This window comes from Nocardioides sp. Bht2 (genome assembly GCF_047308515.1).
Classification (GTDB): Bacteria; Actinomycetota; Actinomycetes; order Propionibacteriales; family Nocardioidaceae; genus Nocardioides.
In genome coordinates this window covers 22,411-43,528 of record NZ_JBLBWI010000010.1, presented here as the reverse complement: position 1 = coordinate 43,528, position 21,118 = coordinate 22,411, and the positions used below count along the sequence as shown (strand labels likewise).

At 68.5% G+C, this 21,118-nt stretch carries 15 protein-coding genes; 4 read left to right on the top strand and 11 right to left on the bottom strand.

Going from position 1 to position 21,118, the window contains the following annotated elements; all coding sequences use genetic code 11:
• Nucleotides 1-143 precede the first annotated feature (143 nt).
• Nucleotides 144-2,753, top strand: coding sequence for an esterase-like activity of phytase family protein (locus ACLM5J_RS13460; RefSeq protein WP_413656938.1), 2,610 nt, complete (start codon nt 144-146; stop codon nt 2,751-2,753).
• 264 nt (nt 2,754-3,017) lie between these two features.
• Here the strand turns inward: ACLM5J_RS13460 and ACLM5J_RS13455 are convergent, their stop codons facing one another.
• The 6 genes from ACLM5J_RS13455 to ACLM5J_RS13430 form a co-directional block, all read right to left on the bottom strand.
• Complete coding sequence (locus tag ACLM5J_RS13455; RefSeq protein WP_413656937.1) at nt 3,018-3,416, bottom strand: MazG nucleotide pyrophosphohydrolase domain-containing protein; 399 nt, start codon at nt 3,414-3,416, stop codon at nt 3,018-3,020.
• 51 nt (nt 3,417-3,467) lie between these two features.
• Nucleotides 3,468-4,187 (bottom strand): hypothetical protein, encoded by a 720-nt coding sequence (locus tag ACLM5J_RS13450; protein WP_413656936.1) that lies wholly within the window; start codon nt 4,185-4,187, stop codon nt 3,468-3,470.
• A 48-nt stretch (nt 4,188-4,235) separates the two neighbouring features.
• Nucleotides 4,236-7,760, bottom strand: a complete 3,525-nt coding sequence (mfd, locus tag ACLM5J_RS13445) for a transcription-repair coupling factor (protein WP_413656935.1) — start codon at nt 7,758-7,760, stop codon at nt 4,236-4,238.
• A 138-nt stretch (nt 7,761-7,898) separates the two neighbouring features.
• Entirely contained in the window at nt 7,899-9,242 is a 1,344-nt protein-coding gene (locus ACLM5J_RS13440) for a serpin family protein (protein WP_413656934.1), read from the bottom strand.
• Between the two features lie 66 nt (nt 9,243-9,308).
• A complete protein-coding gene (locus tag ACLM5J_RS13435) occupies nt 9,309-10,223 on the bottom strand; it encodes a pseudouridine-5'-phosphate glycosidase (RefSeq protein ID WP_413656933.1) in 915 nt (304 codons plus the stop codon).
• Entirely contained in the window at nt 10,220-11,320 is a 1,101-nt protein-coding gene (locus tag ACLM5J_RS13430) for a PfkB family carbohydrate kinase (protein WP_413656932.1), read from the bottom strand. Before ACLM5J_RS13430 ends, ACLM5J_RS13435 begins: the two co-directional genes overlap by 4 nt.
• Before the next feature lie 148 nt (nt 11,321-11,468).
• Between ACLM5J_RS13430 and ACLM5J_RS13425 the strand changes: the two genes are divergently transcribed.
• The gene (locus ACLM5J_RS13425) at nt 11,469-13,130 is read left to right on the top strand and encodes a DNA repair helicase XPB (RefSeq protein WP_413656931.1); all 1,662 of its coding nucleotides are present in this window, start codon (nt 11,469-11,471) and stop codon (nt 13,128-13,130) included.
• Between the two features lie 133 nt (nt 13,131-13,263).
• Here the strand turns inward: ACLM5J_RS13425 and ACLM5J_RS13420 are convergent, their stop codons facing one another.
• Complete coding sequence (locus tag ACLM5J_RS13420) at nt 13,264-13,641, bottom strand: nuclear transport factor 2 family protein (protein ID WP_413656930.1); 378 nt, start codon at nt 13,639-13,641, stop codon at nt 13,264-13,266.
• A gap of 129 nt (nt 13,642-13,770) precedes the next feature.
• Between ACLM5J_RS13420 and ACLM5J_RS13415 the strand changes: the two genes are divergently transcribed.
• Nucleotides 13,771-15,198 carry a hypothetical protein gene (locus tag ACLM5J_RS13415; protein WP_413656929.1) on the top strand — a complete coding sequence of 476 codons (1,428 nt, stop codon included), beginning with the start codon at nt 13,771-13,773 and terminating at the stop codon, nt 15,196-15,198.
• 44 nt (nt 15,199-15,242) lie between these two features.
• Here ACLM5J_RS13415 and ACLM5J_RS13410 read toward each other — a convergent pair whose 3' ends face one another.
• The 4 genes from ACLM5J_RS13410 to ACLM5J_RS13395 form a co-directional block, all read right to left on the bottom strand.
• The gene (locus tag ACLM5J_RS13410) at nt 15,243-15,926 is read right to left on the bottom strand and encodes a copper homeostasis protein CutC (RefSeq protein ID WP_413656928.1); all 684 of its coding nucleotides are present in this window, start codon (nt 15,924-15,926) and stop codon (nt 15,243-15,245) included.
• 81 nt (nt 15,927-16,007) lie between these two features.
• A complete protein-coding gene (locus tag ACLM5J_RS13405; RefSeq protein ID WP_413656927.1) occupies nt 16,008-16,739 on the bottom strand; it encodes a GntR family transcriptional regulator in 732 nt (243 codons plus the stop codon).
• 127 nt (nt 16,740-16,866) lie between these two features.
• A complete protein-coding gene (locus ACLM5J_RS13400; protein WP_413656926.1) occupies nt 16,867-19,419 on the bottom strand; it encodes an ABC transporter permease in 2,553 nt (850 codons plus the stop codon).
• Entirely contained in the window at nt 19,419-20,186 is a 768-nt protein-coding gene (locus ACLM5J_RS13395; RefSeq protein WP_413656925.1) for an ABC transporter ATP-binding protein, read from the bottom strand. The genes ACLM5J_RS13400 and ACLM5J_RS13395 overlap by 1 nt, the downstream gene beginning before the upstream one ends.
• A gap of 208 nt (nt 20,187-20,394) precedes the next feature.
• Between ACLM5J_RS13395 and ACLM5J_RS13390 the strand changes: the two genes are divergently transcribed.
• A complete protein-coding gene (locus ACLM5J_RS13390; protein WP_413657027.1) occupies nt 20,395-21,057 on the top strand; it encodes an alpha-ketoglutarate-dependent dioxygenase AlkB in 663 nt (220 codons plus the stop codon).
• Nucleotides 21,058-21,118: the final 61 nt, after the last annotated feature.

Genomic DNA, 21,118 nt, shown 5'->3' with positions numbered 1-21,118 from the left:
TTCGACGCGCTCGCCGGCCCGTCCGGACCCCTGATCCGTTCGCCAACCGCCACCTCCAGTTCACCCGGACGCCGCCGCCCGATCCACCCGCGCCGCCATCGTGCCCGAAGTAGCTCTCGGGTTCCCTGGCGAAAGGCATGTTCATGCAGAAGCGACGCGTCGGCGCCGCAGCGGCGGTAGCCGCAGCACTCACCCTCTCGACCCTCGCGGTCGGATCCGGAGCCGGGAGCGCCGCCCCGGCCACGTCGGCGTCCGCAGCGACCGCCCACTCCTTCCACCGGGTAGCCACCTACCCGGTCTTCCAGAACGTGCCGGACGGCGTCGACCCCGCAGCCGCCACGGTCGCCGAGATCTCCACGGTCACCGAGGACGGCAAGACCGTGATCTACACCGACGCACTCGGCAAGCGTGCCGGCTTCCTGGACATCACCAACCCGGCCAAGCCCCGCGGCCTCGGCAGTATCGACCTGACCCAGACCGGCCACGCCGACGACCAGCCGACCTCGGTCGCCGTCGCCGGGAACTACCTGCTCGTCGTCGTCGACACCACGGCCGGTGACTTCGCCAACCCGAGCGGCCGCCTCGACGTCTTCGACCTCGCCAGCAACCGAGCCCACCTGCGCAGCATCGACCTCGCCGGGCAGCCGGACTCGATCGCGATCAGCCCCGACGGCGGGTACGCGGCGATCGCCATGGAGAACCAGCGCGACGAAGAGGCCACCCCCGCCGGAGGGAACGAAGGCGACCTGCCGCAGGCGCCGGCTGGCTTCGTGCAGGTCGTCGCGCTCACTGGCGCCCCTGCCGCGTGGACGCCGTCACCGATCGCGCTGACCAACACCGACGGCAGTGCGCTCCCGTCCTTCCTCGCCGCAGGGATCGAGTCGCCCACCGACCCGGAGCCCGAGTACGTCGACATCAACGGTGACAACCAGTTGGTGCTGACGTTGCAGGAGAACAACGGCGTCGTGGTGATCGACCTGCCCAGCAAGCAGATCACCAAGGTGTTCAGCGCCGGAAACGCACAGGTCACCGGCGTCGACACGAAGAAGGACGGGCTCTTCGATCCGACCGGTTCGCTGGACCTTCCCCGCGAGCCCGACGCCGTCCAGTGGGTGGGCGACGGTCTGGTCGCCACCGCCAACGAGGGCGACTGGAAGGGCGGCACCCGCGGCTGGACCGTCTTCGACGCCTCGACCGGAGCCGTCGTCTGGGACGCCGGCAACTCGTTCGAGAAGATCGCCACCCGACACGGCCTGCACAACAACGACCGCGCCGCCAAGAAGGGTTCCGAACCCGAAGGCCTCGCGTTCGCCGAGATCGGTGGAAAGCCGCGCGCCTTCGTCGGCTCCGAGCGGTCCAACTTCGTCGCTGTGTATGACATGAGCAACCCCCGATCCCCCAGGTTCGAGCAGATCCTGCCCACCACCAACGGCCCCGAAGGCCTGCTGCCGGTGCCTCAGCGCAACCTGCTCGTGGTCGCCTCCGAGACCGACGACGCTGCCATCAACGTGCGGGCATCGGTCGGCCTCTATCAGCTCGGCAAGGGTCAGCCGGCGTTCCCGTCGGTCGCGTCTGCCGACGTCGAGGGGCAGCCGATCGGGTGGGGTGCGCTGAGCGCACTCAGCGCCGACCCGAAGTCGGGGTCCCGGATCTACTCGGCCAGCGACTCCGCCTACGCAACCGGTCGGATCTACTCGATCAACACCGCCCGCACCCCCGCGGTGATCGACAAGGTGATCGAGGTGACCGACGCGGAGGGCGCGAAGCCGAAGATCGACATCGAAGGCCTGCACGCCCGCAAGGGCGGAGGCTTCTGGCTGGCACTGGAGGGTGCGTCCGGGCCGGAGAACAAGCTGGTTCGCACCGATGCTGCGGGGAAGATCCAGCAGACCGTCGAACTTCCTGCCGAGATCACCGCCGGCCTGGGCAAGCAGGGCCTGGAAGGCGTCAGCTCCTGGGGCACCGGATCGCAGGAGACCGTCTTCGTGACCCTGCAGCGCGAGGCGGCCGACGAGAACTTCGTCCGGATCGGCCGCTACCAGGTCAGCACCGGCACCTGGTCCTGGTTCGCCTACTCGCTCGAGAAGACGATGGTCGAGGGCGATTGGATCGGCCTATCGGAGATCACCGCTCTCAGTGCTGACGTCGTCAGCGTGATCGAGCGGGACAAGCTCAACGGTCCGCGCGCCAAGGTGAAGCGGATCTACACCGTCGACCTTGCCGCCGCGTCCAAGTCCACGGTCGGTTCCGTGCTGCCGGCCAGGCCGGTGCGCAAACGGCTCGCCGTCGACCTGCTGCCCTACCTGCGTTCCGACGCCGGGTGGACCCAGGAGAAGGTGGAGGGGTTCACGATCAGCGGCTCCGGCCAGGTCTTCGCGGTCACGGACAACGACGGCCTCAAGGACGCCACCGGCGAGACGCAACTGTTCCGCTTGGGCACTGCCAGCAAGGTGTTCGCGAAGGAGCTGCGCACCAGCGCCACCGTGAAGGCGAAGAAGCGCACAGTCCGCAAGGGCCACCGGGTGGTCGTCAAGGTCAAGGTGACCGCGGCTCAGGCAGCGCAGCTCAGCGGCAAGGTGAAGGTGCTCTCCAAGGGCCGCACCCTCGGCACCGCAACGCTGAAGTCAAACGGCACCGCCACCTTGAAGATCAAGGCGAACAAGCGCGGCAAGCTGAAGCTCCGGGCCACCTTCACCGGGTCGGCCTTCGCCGCGCCCAGCACCAGCCGGACCCTCACTTTCCGCGTCCGCTGACCGATAGACCCTGACGTTAAGCCCCCAAATGCACCGCTTTTGGGGGCTTAACGTTCGTCAGCGTTGCTCTGATGGCAGCAAGTCGCGAGTTGCCGCAGGTGGGGCGACGGCGTCCGGCGAAGTCGAGAGTTCATGCCGTTCGACGATCGCTGCCGAACGAAAAGCCCCTGAAATCGCCGATTTCAGGGGCTTACTGTCAGGGACTATCTCGGGGGGACTATCTCGGGCGGAGGGGACTTACAGGGGGCGGAGGCGGGGGCGGCGTCAGGAGCGTTCGGCGCGTTTGACGGCCTGCCAGATCTCGTTGATCTCGTCGGCGCTCAGGGGCGGGTCGTCGGGGCTCCGGCCGAGCGAGGCGGGGTCGAAGACATGCGGGTTGCGACGGCGCAGCTTCGCGGTGATCCCAGCGGCGACGTCGTCCATGGTGAACTCGCCGCGCTCCTCGGCGATCGCCGCGTGGAAGACCACCTGCAGCAGTAGGTCGCCCAACTCCTCGCACAGGTGCGCCGGGTCCCGCTCCTCGATCGCCTCCGCGACCTCCGCGGCCTCCTCGTGCAGATACGGCACCAGCGACTCGTGGGTCTGCTCCGCCTTCCAGAGACACTCGCGGCGGAGCCGTCGCATCATCGCGATCAGTTCGGGCAGCGGCTCGTTCTCGTCCACCTCTCAAGCATGCCTCAGGGCCGAACTCCTCCGTGGACCACCCAATGCGCTTCAGGCGGTCGGCGCGCACTTCTGCGCCGCGGGGAGCGCGTCCACATAGGCAGAGTCGGGCTGCTCGGTGCCGTTGTAGGCCTCGATCGCCTTCGCGATCTGGCTCACCGGCTCAGCCAGCGAACCCGCATTGAAGTGGTACCCCTCGGCGGTGGCCGGCGCGAACCGTGGATCGCGCTCGATCTCCAGACCGTCGGCCCACTGCTGCACCTTCCGCTGTCCGACAGCGAGCGCCTGCTGTGCGGCGGCCTGGTCGACAACCGGGCCGTTCTGCCCGCCCGCGGCCAGGTAGACCGCCTGGGTATCGACCCGGGCACTGATCTGCGCGAAGTCCTTCAACTCACGGCCGGACAACCCGTACTGCGCCGCCGCGTCGTCCGACTGCTGCATCAGCCAGGACCGCACGCCCTGGACATCGAGCTCCTCCGCCGCCGCGTACTGTCGCGCCACCTCGGCGTCGGTCAGCAACTGCACCGAGTCGTTACGCAACACCTGCAGCGGCAACGCGCTGGCCTGGTCACCGTTCGCCTTCAGGTACAGGTCGCAGTAACGCTGCGTCAGGTCGTCGACGGCGTCCAACGCGATCTGCTGCTTCCCCACCACCACCGCCGCTCCGGGGTGCGCTTCGTTACGGACGGTCTGCGATCCGCAGGCGGAGAACGCCAGCAGACCGACCGTCGCAACGGCACCGATTCGAGCCAGGTGGAGGGGTGAGTTCACGTCGCTGCTCCTCGAAGGTCAAGTGTGGCCAGGACCACACTCTCTCATTCAAGCAGGCTGCGGGGCAGGATCAATCACAGTGTCGATGACGCCCCGTGCCCAGGCCAGCAGCTCCTCGTCGCGCAACGGTTGGGTCGGCTTGGTGGCGGGCCGTGGCACGAGCACCGACGAGGTCGCGTTCTTGACCAGGCTCTTCGGGTAGAGCCGGTTGAGCCGCACGACGCGTGAATCGGGCAGGTCGACGGGGTGGAAGCGGACGTTACGGCCAGCCATCGTCACCTCGGTGATGCCGGCGGCACGGGCCCGCGCCCGGAACCGAGCCACCTCGAGCAGCGAACGGACCGGCTGTGGCGGGTTGCCGTAACGGTCCTTCAACTCCTCGGCCAGCGCCACGACGTCTGCGTCGGTCCGCACCTCGGAGAGCCGCTTGTACATCTCCAGGCGCAACCGTTCGGTGGGGATGTAGGAGTGCGGCAGGTGGGCGTCGATCGGGATCTCGACCCGGACCTCGCCGACCTCCTCGGTGTCGTCCTCGCCCTTGAACTCAGCCACCGCCTCGCCGACCAGGCGGACGTAGAGGTCGAAGCCGACGTCGGCGATGTGGCCGGACTGCTCACCACCGAGCAGGTTTCCGGCGCCACGGATCTCGAGGTCCTTCATCGCGATCGCCATACCGCCGCCGAGGTCGGAGTGCTGGGCCAAGGTGGCCAGCCGCTCGTGCGCCGTCTCGGTCAGCGGCTTCTCGGTCGGGTAGAGGAAGTAGGCGTAGGCCCGCTCCCGCGACCGACCGACCCGGCCACGCAACTGGTGCAGTTGGGAGAGGCCGAGCGAGTCGGACCGTTCGATGATCATCGTGTTCGCGTTGGAGACGTCCAGGCCGGACTCGACCAGGGTGGTGCAGACGAGTACGTCGAAGCGCTTCTCCCAGAAGTCGAGCATCACCTGCTCGAGCTGCTTCTCGTTCATCTGGCCGTGTGCGGTGGCGACGCGAGCTTCGGGGACCAGTTCTTTGAGCTTCGCGGCCGCCTTCTCGATCGAGTTGACCCGGTTGTGGATGTAGAAGACCTGGCCGTCACGGAGCAGCTCACGACGGATCGCGGCGACCACCTGGCGGTCCTCGTAGCCTCCGACGTAGGTGAGCACCGGGTGCCGCTCCTCTGGCGGGGTGGCGATCGTCGACATCTCCCGGATGCCGGTGATCGCCATCTCCAGGGTGCGCGGGATCGGCGTCGCGGACATGGCGAGCACGTCGACGGAGGTCCGCAGCCGCTTCATCTGCTCCTTGTGCTCCACACCGAAGCGCTGTTCCTCGTCGACGATGATCAGTCCGAGGTCCTTGAACTTCACGTCCGCGTTGAAGAGCCGGTGGGTGCCGATCACGATGTCGACCGAACCGTCGGCCATCCCGGCCATCACCTCCTTGGCCTCCTTGTCGGTCTGGAAGCGGCTCAACTGCTTGAGCACGACCGGGAAGCCGCTCATCCGCTCGGCGAAGGTGGAGTGGTGCTGGGTGACCAGCAGCGTGGTGGGCACCAACACCGCCACCTGCTTGCCGTCCTGGACCGCCTTGAAGGCAGCGCGGACGGCGATCTCGGTCTTGCCGTAGCCGACGTCGCCGCAGACCAACCGGTCCATCGGGATGACGCGCTCCATGTCGCCCTTGACCTCTTCGACCGTGCTCAGCTGGTCCGGGGTCTCGGTGAAGGGGAAGGCGTCTTCGAGCTCGCGCTGCCAGGCGGTGTCGGGACCGAAGGCGTGGCCGCGGGTCGCCTGACGTGCGGCGTAGAGCTTGATCAACTCGGCCGCGATCTCCCGGACCGCCTTGCGGGCCTTGTTCTTGCGCTTGGTCCAGTCTCCGCCACCGAGACGGTCGAGGCTGGGCTGTTCGCCACCCACGTATCGGGTCACCTGGTCCAGGGTGTCGGCAGGCACGAAGAGCCGGTCGGCAGGCGCACCACGCTTCGAGGCGCCGTACTCCAGCACCAGGTATTCGCGCATCGCCCCGCCGACCTCGCGCTGCTTCATCTCGACGAACCGGCCGACCCCGTGCTGCTCATGGACGACGAAGTCGCCAGGCTTGAGCTCGAGCGGGTCGATCTGCTTGCGGCGCCGGGCCGGCATCTTGCGCATGTCGCGGGTCGATGACGCCTGACCGGTGAGGTCGTCGTCGGTGATGACGGCGAACTTCTCGCCGACCAGGCCTCCGAGCAGGCGGCCCCAGGTGACGGTCGTGATGCCGTCACCTCGCGCGGGCGCCTCCCCCGTCTCGTCGAGACGGGCCGGCAGGTCGTTCTCCCCCAACACCTCGTAGGAGCGCTCCGCCGAGCCGTGGCCCTCCCGGACCAGGAAGACGGCGCGGCTCTCGTCGTTCCAGGTGCGGATGTCGCGGATCGCCTGCGCGACGTCGCCGCGGTAGCTCTCCGCAGGCTGGACGGCGACCACACGGGTCTCCGGTGCCCCCGGCTCCGGCGCGAGCGCGGTGGCCTCCTCGTCGAGGCCGAAGGGGCTCAGTGACCACCAGGCCAGGCCACGGGCCAGCGTGTGTTCGCGGACGTCGCCGATGCTGCGGTAGGAGGCTGCGCCCAGGTCGATCGGTGCCGCACCGCCCGTTGCGGCAGCCGCCCAGCTCGCGCCCAGGAACTCCTCACTGGTGGCTACCAGGTCGTGGGCCCGGCTCCGGGTGCGTTCAGGGTCGAGCACCAGGACCTGGGTGTTGATCGGTAGCAGGTCGACGAGGAGCTCCATCTCGTCGACCAGCACGGGCGCCAGGCTCTCCATCCCTTCGGCAGCGATGCCTTGGGCGAGCTTCTCGGTGATCTCACGGAGTTCGGGATGCTGCTGACCGAGCGCCGCAGCCCGCTCCCGGACCTCGGGGGTGAGCAGCAGTTCGCGACACGGCGGCGCCCAGAGCTGGTCGACTGCCTCGAGGGTGCGCTGATCGGCGACCGAGAAGCTGCGGATCTCCTCGACGTCATCGCCGAAGAATTCGACGCGGAGCGGGTGCTCCTCGGTGGGCGGGAAGACGTCCAGGATCCCGCCGCGGACCGCGAACTCGCCGCGCTTCTCGACCAGGTCGACCCGGGAGTAGGCGGCGTCGATCAGCCGGCGCGCGGCGTCTTCGATCTCGATGGTGTCGCCGACGCTGAGGGCGACCGGCTCCAGGTCGCCGAGGCCTTTGACCTGCGGTTGCAGGACGCTGCGCACCGTGGTGACCACCACGTGGAGCGGGGTGTCGCCGGGGTGGCAGAGCTGGCGTAGCACCGCGAGGCGCCGTCCGACCGTGTCGCTGCGGGGACTGAGCCGCTCGTGCGGCAGCGTCTCCCAGCTCGGGAAGAAGGCCACCTGGCCCGGTTCGATGAGGTCGCTGAGCGCGGCGACCAGATCCTCGGCCTCGCGTTCGGTCGCGGTGACCGCGAGCACGGTGCGGCCTTCGCGGACCAGGCCTTCGATCAGGAAGGGACGGAGCCCGACGGGACCGGTGAGATCCAAGGCGTTGACGGTGCCGGCGTCGGCCAAGGCGCCCGCAAGGGCGGGTTCGGACAGGACGATCCGGGCAAGTCCGGAGAGGCGCACAGGGGTTCCCTTCACAGTGCAGGCACAGCACGAGCACCCCCGGTTCGAGAATCCGGGGGTCGTGCCGATCAGTCTACGCGCGGCCCCCGACACGTTTCGTGGGTCGTCGGGGCCTCGGAGTACCGCCCGGGCGAGCCCTCAAGCCGTCGGGTCGCTGACCCGTCCCAGGAAGAGCGGAGTCCGGTGCTCGACGTCGTGGATCACGAAGAGGAAAGGGCGGTCGCAGAGCATCGTGATCGGCTGGTCGGGCATCGGTGCGGAGCGCACGCCCATCTCCACCGCAGTGGCGGCAGCCGCCTCGGTACCTTGCTCGTCGACGGCGATGAAGCTCTCCTGCAGGACCGTGTCGATCTGCAGGTCGCGGTCGGCGGACGCCGTCCCGGGTGCGGCCATCGGCTCGAATTCGGCGTCACTGGTGAAGGCCCGCGCCATCCCCGCCTGCTGCAACGGCGGCACCAGGTTCGCCTTCGTCCGGAACTCCCACTTCGGCATGGTCAGGTCGACCGTGGGAGCCGTCGTGGCGTCGTCGGCCAGCATCGCGCCGAGACCACCGTCGATGACCTGCTGTTCGACCGCGCCTTGCTGCCCGGCCTGCGGTAGCACGATCGTCATCGCCAACTCACCACCGAGATACGGCACGGTGACCGCCTGCCAGGTGTCGTCGGCGCGGTAGCTGGCATTGGTCAGGCTGGTGCTCATCATCGGCGCGGAGACGGTGTTGTCGCCGTCGAGGTCGAACTCGCGGTCGCCACTCGGCGTGAACTCCGATGCCCAAGGGGCCTTGAAATAAAGGGCATTGACCAGAACGAGCCTGGTCAACTCGCTCAGGGTGCCCTCCCCGAGCAGCTCCGGAATGCGATCCCGGGTCTGCTCGGCGGTCCAGCCGTTGATCGCTCGGCGAGCAGCCCGGGCGTCGTGCTTGAAGTCGACGACGCGCATCCCGGCACCGAAGTCGCGTGCCAGGGTCTCCAGGAACGGCTCCGCCCAGGTGACGTCGTCCTGCCCGAAGAGCGCGTTGGCTGCGGCGAGCTCGACCTCCCGGTCGGGCTTGCCGTCGCCGTCCTCGTCGACGCCGCCTGCCAACGACTCGAGCCGCTGGGTCAACGCGTTGAGCCCACCGTTGAGGGCATCGAGGTCGTCGACCCCGAGCACCGCGAGCATCTCCTTCTGGGTGGTGTGTCGGGCGCCGTTGCTGGTCATCGCCAACGCAGCCGCCGCCGAGTACGGCGAGAGGGCAAGGTTGCCGTCGTCATCGGCGAGACCCGCATAGAGCGCCCCGGCGAGACGGTCCATCCCGTCGACCACGGTGTCGATCGCCGCTGGGTCGCCGGTCTGCCGCTCCGCGCTGGCCTGCACCAGCTTGAGCGACGCTTCCGACGCCTGGTCACGTTCCGGAGATTGGCCACACCCGGCGAGCGAGGAGAAGAGGGCGAGTGCGGTCAGGGAGGCGGCCGCGCGGAACGGGATCGTCGTGAGCGTCATGCAGGCTCAGACGGTCCGGCACCCCACCCGGTTCCCTGGCGTCTCTCCGAAACCGCTGCTAGCGGCTCATCCCGCGTAGGCGACCGCGATCGCCGCACCCAGCTTGGCGTTCGCCCGCACCAGCGCGATGTTCGCGGTCAGGCTTGCTCCACCGGTGATCTCCACGATCCGGCCCAGGAGATAGGGGGTGGCCTCCTTGCCGTGGATGCCGAGCGCATCCATGTCGGCCAGCGCCTGCTCGATGATGCCGCCGATCTCCGCGGCCGGGATCTCGTCGGCCTCCGGGATCGGCTGCGCGATCACCACACCACCGGCGATCCCCAACTCCCACTTGGCCTTCATCACCGCAGCGATCTGCTCGGCGCCGTCAACCCGCATCGGAGCGGCATGCCCGCTGGAGCGCGAGTAGAACGACGGGAACTCGTCGCTGCCCTCGACCAGCACCGGCACGCCGAGGGTCTCCAGCTTCTCCAGGGTGAGCCCGATGTCGAGGATGCTCTTGACGCCGGCGCTGACGACCGCGACGTCGGTGCTGCTGAACTCGGTGAGGTCCGCGCTGATGTCGAACGACTCCGATGCACCGCGGTGCACACCACCGAGGCCACCGGTCACGAAGACCTTGATCCCGGCCAACGCGGCGAACCGCATGGTGGCGGCCACGGTGGTCGCACCGTGGGTCCCGCGCGCCATCACGTACGGGATGTCGCGCACGCTGACCTTGGCGACGTCGGGGTGGCTGGCGAGGACCTCCAGGTCGTCGGCAGAGAGCCCGATCCGGGGGACGCCGTCCAGGATCGCGATGGTGGCGGGCACGGCGCCGTTCTGGCGAACGATCTCCTCGACCTCGCGCGCCATCTCGACGTTCTGCGGGTACGGCATGCCGTGGCTGATGATCGTGCTCTCCAGCGCCACGACAGGGCGCCCGTCGCGGAGCGCTGCGGCAACTTCGTCGGTCAAGGTGAGCAGGGGGTGCGGGGTCATCGGAGTCTCCTGACAAGACGGTCGGTGAGGTCGGGGCGGACGGTGTGGGGGCTGGCGATGGTGAGTGCGGCGGCGGCATGTGCGAACTCCGCGGCTCGGTGAGCGGCCTCGCCGGCGAGGGTGGCGTGGCAGAACGCGGCGAGCATCGCGTCGCCGGCTCCGGTGACGTCGACGACCGCACTCGGTGCGACGGCCGGCAGGGCGACGGTTTCCCCGTCGGGCCCGCACCACAGCGAGCCATGCTCGCCGAGCCGGACCCAGACGTGGGTGACGCCGCTGGCTTGGAGTTCGCGGACGGCGTCGGCGATCTCGGTGTCGGCGCTGATCGTGCGACCGACCAGGGCGCCGAGCTCGTCGCGGTTGGGGGTGATCACGTGGATCGGGCGCTCGGGATCGAGGAGCGCCCGGAGAGGTTCGGCCTTGGGCACGCTGACCGGCTCCAGGATCACCGGAACGTCGGAGGCCGCGGCCAGGTCTAGTGCGTACCCGAGGGTGGCTGCGGCGAGGTTCCCGTCGAGGACGACGAGGCTGGCAGTGGCGATGAGGTCGCGGGCCTCATCGATGGCGGCGGGGGTCAGTTCGGCGGTGGCACGCATGTCGGCGACGGCGATCACGAGTTCGCCGTCGGCGTCGAGGACCGCCGTGTACGTGCCGGTGCCGTGGGCGCTGCGCCGCACGTGCTCGACCCGTACCCCGGCGTCCGAGGTGGCGGCGAGGACCTGGTCACCGAGAGCGTCGGCGCCCACCACGGCGACCAGCGAGGTCCGGGTGCCGAGCCGCGCGAGGTTCTCGGCGACGTTGCGACCGACGCCGCCTGCCGCGAAGGTGGTCAGCCCCGGGTTGCTGGTGCCGGGCCGGGCGGCGTTGGCGCTGGTGGCCTTGATGTCCATATTGGCGCCGCCGATGACGACGACGGAGGGGCCGTCACCGAGCACGTAGCCGCGCCCGAGGATGACTCCCTTCTTGCCGAGGTTCGACAGGTGCACGTTGACGGCGGCCCGGGTGGTGCCGAGGGCCGTGGCGATGGCGGTGGAGTCCAGCAAGGAGTCCCGGCGCAGCAGCGCCACGATCTCGCTCTCCCGCTCGGTCAGATTCACGCTTATCAGAGTAAAGCCGCCTTATCCCGATTAGCAACCCTGCATACCTCGTACTGCGAGCCTCGTGCGGACGTCATCCGTCCCGAGCAGGCGGGTCCACGGTTCGCACGACGGCCCGCCTCGCACAGGGCGCGCGTAGGCTGGTCCGGTGAATGACGGCCCCCTGATCGTGCAGTCCGACAAGACCCTGTTGCTGGAGATCGATCACGAACAGGCCGGCGAATGCCGCCTCGCGATCGCGCCGTTCGCCGAACTCGAGCGCTCTCCCGAGCATGTGCACACCTACCGGCTTACCCCGCTCGGACTCTGGAACGCCCGCGCCGCCGGCCACGATGCCGAGCAGGTCGTGGACACCCTGCTCAAGTACAGCCGCTACCCGGTGCCGCATGCCCTGCTGGTCGACGTCGCCGAGACGATGGCGCGCTACGGCCGCCTACGACTCGAGAAGCACCCGACCCACGGCCTGGTCCTCTCCTCCACCGACCGGCCGGTCCTCGAAGAGGTGCTGCGCGCCAAGAAGATCAAGGGGATGCTCGGCGAACGGCTCGACGACGACACCGTGGTCGTCCACGGTTCTGAGCGCGGGAACCTCAAGCAGGCCTTGCTGAAACTCGGCTGGCCCGCCGAGGACTTCGCCGGCTACGTGGACGGAGAAGCGCACCCGATCGAGCTCAACGAGGACGGTTGGGAGCTCCGCACCTACCAGCGCGAGGCCGCCGAAGCGTTCACCGCTGGCGGCTCCGGGGTCGTCGTTCTTCCTTGTGGGGCAGGGAAAACCATCGTTGGTGCCGCCGCGATGGGCGAGGCCAAGGCCACCACGCTGATCCTGGTCACCAACACGGTCTCCGCGCGGCAGTGGAAGGACGAGCTGATCAAGCGGACCTCCTTGACCGAGGACGAGATCGGCGAGTACTCCGGCGCCGTCAAAGAGATCCGGCCCGTCACCATCGCGACCTATCAGGTGTTGACCCTGCGCCGGAAGGGCGTCTACCCGCACCTGGAACTGCTCGACGCACGCGACTGGGGCCTGATCCTCTACGACGAGGTCCACCTGCTGCCGGCCCCGATCTTCCGGATGACCGCCGATCTCCAGGCGCGCCGCCGTCTCGGGTTGACGGCGACCTTGGTCCGCGAGGATGGCCGCGAGGGCGACGTCTTCAGCCTGATCGGCCCGAAACGGTATGACGCCCCCTGGAAGGACATCGAGGCGCAGGGCTGGATCGCCCCCGCCGACTGTGTCGAGGTCCGGGTCACCCTGCCGTCGTCGGAGCGGCTGGCCTACGCGACGGCGGAGCCGGAGGAGCGGTACCGGCTGGCGGCGTGCACCCATCACAAGGTCGATGTCGTCGAGCAGTTGATCGCGCAGCATCCGAACCAGCCGACCCTGGTCATCGGCCAGTACATCGAGCAGCTCGACGAGTTGGCGGCGGCGCTCGACGCGCCGGTGATCAAGGGCGAGACGCCGGTCAAGGAACGTCAGCGCCTCTTCGACGCCTTCCGCTCCGGCGAGATCAACACCCTGGTCGTCTCGAAGGTCGCCAACTTCTCGATCGACCTGCCCTCAGCCGAGGTCGCGATCCAGGTCTCCGGCTCGTTCGGTTCGCGCCAGGAGGAGGCGCAACGACTGGGTCGGCTACTCCGTCCGGGCGAGCCGGGCCCCGACGGCGAACGCAAGATCGCGCACTTCTACACGATCGTCTCGAGGGACACCGTGGACGCCGAGTTCGCCCAGAACCGCCAGCGATTCCTCGCCGAGCAGGGCTACGCCTACCGGATCGTCGACGCCGACGACCTCTCGCCGCGGCCCTGATCTCCTCCACACCTCCCGAGATAGTCCCTGACGAAAAGCCCCGCGACACGCCGTAAAAGCGGGCGAAACGTCAGGGACTATCGGGAGCGTGGCGCGAAGCGGTGACTTCAGGTGAAGGTGGTTCAGGCTCGGATCAGGCCATGACCATGTCGGCCTCGGGCGACCAGTAGGCCTTCATCGAGGTGATCAGGCCGGCGTCGTCGAAGGTCATCACCTCGATCGCGGAGACGGTCATCGTGGCGTCCGGAAGCTTGGTGACGACGTCGAACGCGAAGGCGATCGCCGACTCGCCCGAAGCGCGGACCTCGCGCAGGTTGGTCTGGATCTCGAGCTGCTCGAAGCTGCGATAGAAGGCGCCGATCTCGTCCCGACCGACCTTGGGGTCGGTTCCGACCGGGTCTTCCAGGGTGCCGTCGGGCGCGTAGAGCGCCATGATCTCGTCGGCCGTGCCGCTCGACACCAGACCGAGGTACTGCTCGACGGTCGCCTTGCGCTCTTCGATGCTCGCCATACCCACTCCTAAAATAAGAACACGTTCTAGCGGACAGCACTCTAGCCCGCCCCGCTCAATGTGACCTCAGAGTTGGCGAACCGTCTGGTTTCGGACCGAGAGGTCACATTGAGCGGCTAGCTTGCCTGTGTGTCCCGTCGCATGCTCTGGCCCTCCATCGGCCTCGCCCTCCTCCTGATCGTCGCCGGCCTCGGCGCCTTCACGGTCTATCGGCACTTCAACCCGAGTGACGACGGCCCGCCGCACCCCGACTCCTGGGACAAGCGGGTGGCGCCCTACGCCGCCCAGGTGGAGAAACTGCGTGGCCTGAAGTTCAAGGAGCCGGTCTACGTCGACTTCCTGAGCGTCAAGGAGTTCAAGGCCAAGGTTCAGGTCAAGGACGACGATCTGGACGACGATGATCGCGCCGAGATCGAGGCCTACGAAGGGATGCTGCGTGCCCTCGGCCTGATCGACGCCAAGGTCGACATCTTCAAAGCGTTCAACACCAACAGCTCCGGCGGCACGTTGGCCTACTACAGCCCCGAGGACGAGCGGATCCGGATGCGTGGGCGCCAACTGACGCCGGCCAACACCGCGACCCTGGTCCACGAACTGACCCATGCGCTGCAGGATCAACACTTCGACCTGGAGGACGGTCTCAACGCTGACGACGACACCCGGGCCTCGATCTTCCGCGCCGTCGCCGAGGGCGATGCCAGCCGGGTCGAGAAGCTCTGGGTCGCCGACCTCCCCACCAAGAAGCGGGAAGCGGTGGAACGCAGCCAGCAGAAGCTCTACGACCAGGGCATGAAGGACCTGCGCGGCGTCCCGGCTTTCGTCCAGGCGTCGACCGGAGCCCCCTACGCCCTGGGCGAGCCGCTCTCCACGCTGGCGGCCGCGGCTCAGGGCCTCAAGGGCGCCAACGACCTCTTCGACGACACCCCCACCACCGAGGAACATCTGCTGCGCCCGTTCAGCTGGCTGGACGGGAAGGAGAAGGCCAAGTCCGTTCCCGAGGTGACGCTGACGAAGGACGAGAAGGCGGTCGAGGACGCCGACGGCGACTTCGGCGCTCTCGGCTGGCTCTTCATGCTTTCCGAGCGGATGCCGGTACTCACCGCGCTCGACGCCGCCGACACGTGGGGCGGTGACCACTACCGTTCCTTCACCCGCAACGACCGGATCTGCGTACGGACGCACTACCGCGGCGACACCGCGGCCGGAACGACGACGATGCTGAACGCGCTGCGGACCTGGGTCGCTGGCGCTCCCGACGGCACCGCCAGCGTCCGCGCCAAGGCCGACTACCTGGTCTTCTCGTCCTGTGACCCGAAGCGCGCCACCAAGCGCGGCTCCCAGGCATCGGTCGATGCCCTCACCCTGGTCGCCACCCGCTCCGCGCTCGCCGCCCAGCTCGTCTCCGAGGCCGGTCCGGCGTTGAGCACCAAGGCGGCCTGGTGCTTCGGCGACCGGTTGATCCGGGAGTACAGCATCAAGCAGCTCACCAGCGACGCCTTGCCGCCCGGCTTCACCGCCACGGCACAGCGGATCAGCGCCTCCTGCCTCACCGCTTGATGTGAGCTGAGCGCTGCAATTCGCGGCAATTCAGCGCGCTGAGGTCACATTGAGTTGTCGAGGAGGAGGCGCCAGGAGCGCACATGCCCGGCGTCCACGTAGGCCCGATAGGAGCCGCTCGGGCGGCTCTGCGGGCCGAGGTGGAACTGCCCGACGCCGGCTCGGACCAACCACGGCACCTGCTCGGCGACGAGCCCACGACCGGGCAGCAACATCGCGGCCGCGCTCCGGTCACCCTCGGCGAACGCCAGCAGCTCGTCGTAGCCGACGCCGAGCCCACGCGGAGACCCCGAGGCCAGGACGGCGTCCAACCCCGGCAGCGTACGGAGCGCCCGCCACGCGCGTTCCGTCTCCAGACAGTCGTCAATCGCGTCGTTGAAGGTCCACGGCACACCGGGGTTCGCCTCGGCGATCCCCCCGCAGACCTCGACGTCGACGCCCAGTTCGGCGTCCAGGAACCCGAACATCACGCCCTCGGCACCCAGCGCGAGATACTCGCCGACCAGACCGCAGAGCCGGGTGAACTCACCACCGGTGGTGGTCCGCGACTCGTTGAGCCGTAGGGCCACCCGGACCGGGATCGACGCTTCGCGGATCACGCCGAGCGCCTGTTTGAGATCGGGCGAGAGCCCGCTCTCGGTGGTGAGCAGCAGCCGGTCCGCGCCGCCTTCGACTGCACCCGCGACGTCACGTACCTGGCGTACCTCGACCTCAAGTAGCGGTGACATGGCCGCAGCCTATTAGCTCAGAACCCGAGTTCTGCGGTGGTTGACGCACCACAGGCGACGGCGTTTCGCCGACGGCGGCGCTCAGCGCTCGGTGCCGTCCCCGGCGAACTGCACCCACATCGTGAACCGGTCGGCACGGTAGGTGGAGCGGGAGACCTCGACGATCTTGTCGCCGCAGACCGCACGGCGAGCCACCCGGAGCACGGGAGAGCCGACGGCGATCTCGAGCATCTCGGCCTCTTCACCGGTGGCGACGTCAGCGGCGATGGAGTCCTCGGCCCAGGTCGGGTGCAGGCCTCGGCGACGGAGTGCGTCGTAGAGGCTGGTCGGGGTGCCGGACTGGAGGAAGCCGGGGAGCAGGACCTCGGAGAGAAAGGCGTCCTCGATGCACATCGGCTGGGCGTCGGCGCGACGCAACCGCTTCCAGTGCAGGACGGGGTCGCCCTCGGTCAGGTTCAGCACGCGGGCGATGCCGGGGCCGGCCTTCTCGATCCGGGCGATCAGCGTCTGCGACTCCGCGAGCATGCCGCGGGCCTGCATCTCCTCGGTGTAGCCACGCAGGGCACCGACCCGGGTCCGCGGGCGGGCCACGTAGGTGCCCTTGCCGGGGATCCGCTCCAGTAGACCTTCGGCGACCAGCGCGTCGATCGCTTGACGGACCGTCATCCGGGCGACGCCGAACCGCTGCACGAGCTCGCGCTCGGAGGGTGCGGGTGCTCCGACCTCGGCGCCGGCGATCAGGTCGCGGACGTACTCACGCACCGCGACGTGCTTGAGACCCGTCACGTTGCTCAGTACATCTAAATCGCTCACGTTGGCGAGTCTAGAAGTAGCCGGACGCTACCCGCGAGTCTCCCGACCCGATATGACCCAGACGGACTATCAACCTTGCCCTATTGGTCCCACACCTTCCGGACACTGTCCACGAATGCGCCGGTATTTAGTCCGTGGCGATCGCTTGAAGCACGTCGAGCCGGGCTGCACGACGAGCTGGGAAGACCGCGGCGAGCACACCCACCACCAAGGAGAGCGCCAGGAAAGCAGCGATCGCGATCCACGGCACCTGGATCACTTCGAGCCCCTGGGAGGCGAGGTCCTTGAGCAGCACGTACCCGAAGATCAGGCCGAGCAGCACTCCGAGCACCGCGCCGAGGAAGGAGATCACGATCGACTCCAGCCGGATCATCTGCCGCAACTGCCGTCGGGAGAGCCCGATCGCCCGGAGCAGCCCGATCTCCCGGGTCCGTTCGATCACCGACAACGCCAGCGTGTTCACGATGCCGAGCACCGCGATCAACAACGCCAGGGCCAGCAGGCCGTAGATCAACGCCAGGATCCGGTCGATCGGTCCGCGCGCCTCGTCAGCCAGCCCTTCCTGGTCCTTGACCGAGATCAGCTTCTGTTGCTCGGTGAGCCGATCGAGGGCCGTCCGCACCTGGGTACGGTCCGCCCCGGCGTCGAGCCGGATCATCACGTAGTTGTCGACCGGCCGGAAGCCCATCTGCTTGAGCGCCTCCAGCCCGACCACCCACGAGTCACCGAAGAGCTCGTTGTCGCGGTAGACCCCGGCGACCCTCAGCCTCGCCTCCCCGGCGGGAACCTCGATCTTCAGAGTGTCGCCCGGCTTCAGGTTGTCGTCCTTCGCCTGACTCTCGGAGACCAGGACCGCATCGGGCTTCTTCACCTCGGCGGTCGCCCCCGACGCCATCTCGACCTTCACCCCGACGTCGATGCTGTCGGGTTCGATCCCCTGCAGGACGGCGGTGCCACCGCCGGGCTTCTCCACGAACTGGAGCCGGACCCGGGTCACCGCTTCGACGCCGTCGATGCTGGCCGCTTCGTCGGCGATGCTGGGGCTGAACGCCGCCCCGAAGACGTTGGAGATCACGTAGTCGCCGACGAAGTTCTCGGCCACCGCCCGGTCGACGCTGGCCTTCGCGGAGGAGCCGAGCATCGCCATCAACGTGCAGAGCGTCAACCCGATCATCAACGCGGAGGCGGTCGCCGCGGTACGCCGGGGATTGCGCAGCGAGTTCTGGCCGGCCAGCTTCCCGACCATCCCGTACAGCCGACTGAAGAGCAGGTCGGCGGCGTGCAGCAAGGGCCGCGACAGCACCGGGCTGGCCGCCGCAACACCGAGCAGCACCGCCAACGCCCCCAGCCCCAGGACGTAACCGGAGTTCGGCACATCACCGAAGAGCGAGACGGCGATAGCGACCCCACCGAGACCGATCGCGATCACCGCACCGATCAGCCGACGTTGCACGCTGGACTCCGGCAACGCGACGTCGTCACGTAGTGCTGCGATCGGCGCGATCCGCCCGGTCCGCCAGGCCGGGATGGCGGCCGCGACCATCGTCACCACGATCCCGATCGCGTAGGCGAGGAAGACGGTCAACGGCTCGAAGACCATCGGCGTACTGCCGAGGTCGAGGCCGAACTTCTCGAATCCGAGGCGAATCCCGAAGAAGAGCAGGACGCCGAGGCCGAGGCCGAGGGTCGAGCCGACGACGCCGAGGATGAACGCCTCGAAGAGCACCATCGCCTTCACCTGTCGGCGCGACGCACCCAGGGCGCGCAGCAGCGCGAGCTCCCGGCTGCGTTGAGCGACCAGGATCGAGAAGGTGTTGACGATCAGGAACGACCCGACGATCAGCGAGATCACCGCGAAGATGAGCAGGAAGGTGGTCAGGAACCCGATCTGGTCGAGCAGGCCGGTGGCCGCTTCGTCGGCGGCGTCGTCACCGGTGACGGCCTCGACGCCGTCGGGCAGGACGGCCGCGACCCGGTCCCGCAGCTCCTGTTGGCTGACGCCGGGCTTCGCGGTCACCCAGTAGTCGTTGAACGCCTTCTCCCCGTTGAGGAAGAGCTGTTGGGCGCTTGCGGTGTCGAAGACGGTGAGGGTGGCCCCGTTCAGCGACCCGCCTTCACTGAAGCCGAGGATGCCGACCAGGCGCGGCTTGAGCGACGCAGTCTCCGCCGTGGTGGCAAGTTCAACGGTGTCGCCGATCCGGTACCCCGCCTTCTCGGCGGTCGCCTTGTCCAGCGCGATCTCGTCGATACTGCCCGGCTGTCGGCCCTGTAGGAGTTCGATCCCCTTCAGGCCGTGACCGGCCGGGGCGTCGGTGAAGTTGCTGGCGATGGCGGGCGGGCCGTTGCCGCCGATCGGGTCGCCGTCCTTGCCGATCACATAGACGCCGAGTGCGGTGACGTTGCCGTCGACCCGCGCGGCGCCGTCGACCGCCCGCAGTTCCTTGCGCAGCGATGCCGGCAGGGTGATCGCCGACGGCGTCCCGTCGGCGGCGATGCCCCCGGTCGGACGGACCACGACGTCGCCGACCGTGCTGGCGAAGATCGCCGTGAACGACCGGTTGAGCGTGTCGCCGAAGACGAGCGACCCGGTCACGAACCCGACGCCGAGCACGATCGCGAAGGTGCTCATCAGGAGGCGCAGCTTGCGCCCGAGGAGGCTCTTGAGGGAGGCCCGCAGCATTACCGCGCCTCGTCGGCTCGGAGCCGCGGCGCCGTCATCGCGGTCATGATCTCCAGGACCCGTTCGCGGGTGGGCTGACGCAGTTCGTCGACGACCTGGCCGTCCGCAAGGAAGACCACGCGGTCGGTGTAGGCGGCAGCGACCGGGTCGTGGGTGACCATCACGATCGTCTGGCCGTAGTCGTCGACGCTGCGGCGCAACAGGTTGAGGACCTCGGCACCGGAGTGCGAGTCGAGGTTTCCGGTGGGTTCGTCGGCGAAGACGATCGCCGGCCTGCTCACCAGCGCTCGGGCCACCGCTACCCGTTGCTGCTGTCCGCCGGAGAGCTGGTTCGGCTTGTGCGCAAGACGGTCGCCGAGCCCGACAGTGCCGATCACCGTGTCGAACCACCCGGGTTCGGGCTTCTTCCCGGCGATGTTGAGCGGCAGCGTGATGTTCTCCTCCGCCGTCAACGTGGGCACCAGGTTGAACGACTGGAAGATGAAGCCGATCTGATCGCGGCGGAGCCGAGTGAGCTCCCGGTCCCCGAGCCTGCTGAGCTCGACGTCGCCGAGGTAGACCTGCCCGGAGTCCGCGGTGTCCAGCGCGGCGCAGCAGTGCATGAGAGTGGACTTGCCCGATCCGCTGGGCCCCATCACCGCGGTGAACTCCCCGGCAGCCAGCTCCAGGGTGACGTTGTCGAGGGCTCGGACCAGCGCGTCTCCGGCCCCGTAGGTCTTGCTCAACTGCACGACGCGGGCGGCCGGCTCAGCGGTCGGGGTGCTCATGGTGGCCAACCTAGGGGAAAAGTGACCTGCGCCACTCCCCTTTTCTGGCCTTACTCCTTTCCCCCAGCGGGACGTCATACGTTGCGAGGAGGCGCTCCCACGGAACGCATGACGTCGCCACGCGCGCGCGTCTATCGAACAATTGTTCGATGGAAGATGTAACGTGAAGGCGTTCGGGCGGTTCGGGGAGGAGCGTGGGGTGGGTCGGATCGAAGTGCAGAGCACCCTCTTCGACGCCGTCGCGGCGCCGGAGCCTGCCGCCCGTGGCACGTCGCATGACACAGCCGGGGGCGCCGCACTGGCCTCGCTGAGCGCTACCCGCCGAACCCATCTGAGCGCCGGGGCCTGGGTCGATGTTCGACCGAACTGGTTCCAGGCCGCGGACGACGTCTTCGCGGCGCTGGTCTCCGCGGTCCCGTGGCGCGCTGAGCGGCGCACGATGTGGGATTCGGTGGTCGATGTCCCCAGGTTGCTGCATACCTATGCAGCCGGCGACCAGCTCCCGCATCCGGCGCTGGCCGCGGCTCGTGAGGCGCTGAGTGCTCACTACCTCGCCGAGCTCGGCGAGGAGTTCGCAACGGCGGGTTGCTGCAACTACCGCGACGGCAACGACTCCGTCGCCTGGCACGGCGACACGATCGGCCGAGGCCGGACCGAAGACACCGTGGTCGCCATCGTCTCGTTCGGCAATCCGCGGAAGCTGGCGCTGCGGCCCCGGGGCGGCGGCCGCACGATCGGTTTCACCATGGGACACGGCGATCTGCTGGTGATGGGCGGCTCCTGCCAGCGCACCTGGGAGCATGCGGTACCGAAGGTCGCCCAGGCCGGGCAGCGGGTCTCGGTCCAGTTCCGGCCCGCGGGCGTTTTCTGAACTTCGTCCCTGGCCCACCCAGGGCCGACGGAGCCGCTCACCACCAGCGCGCCACAATGGC

Coding starts and splice junctions, on each gene's coding strand:
- ACLM5J_RS13460 (WP_413656938.1), top strand. CDS start 144: ATGCAGAAGCGACGCGTCGGCGCCGCAGCGGCGGTAGCCGCAGCACTC.
- ACLM5J_RS13440 (WP_413656934.1), bottom strand. CDS start 9,242: ATGACGCTCACGACGATCCCGTTCCGCGCGGCCGCCTCCCTGACCGCA.
- ACLM5J_RS13435 (WP_413656933.1), bottom strand. CDS start 10,223: ATGACCCCGCACCCCCTGCTCACCTTGACCGACGAAGTTGCCGCAGCG.
- ACLM5J_RS13420 (WP_413656930.1), bottom strand. CDS start 13,641: ATGGCGAGCATCGAAGAGCGCAAGGCGACCGTCGAGCAGTACCTCGGT.
- ACLM5J_RS13410 (WP_413656928.1), bottom strand. CDS start 15,926: ATGTCACCGCTACTTGAGGTCGAGGTACGCCAGGTACGTGACGTCGCG.
- ACLM5J_RS13400 (WP_413656926.1), bottom strand. CDS start 19,419: ATGCTGCGGGCCTCCCTCAAGAGCCTCCTCGGGCGCAAGCTGCGCCTC.
- ACLM5J_RS13395 (WP_413656925.1), bottom strand. CDS start 20,186: ATGAGCACCCCGACCGCTGAGCCGGCCGCCCGCGTCGTGCAGTTGAGC.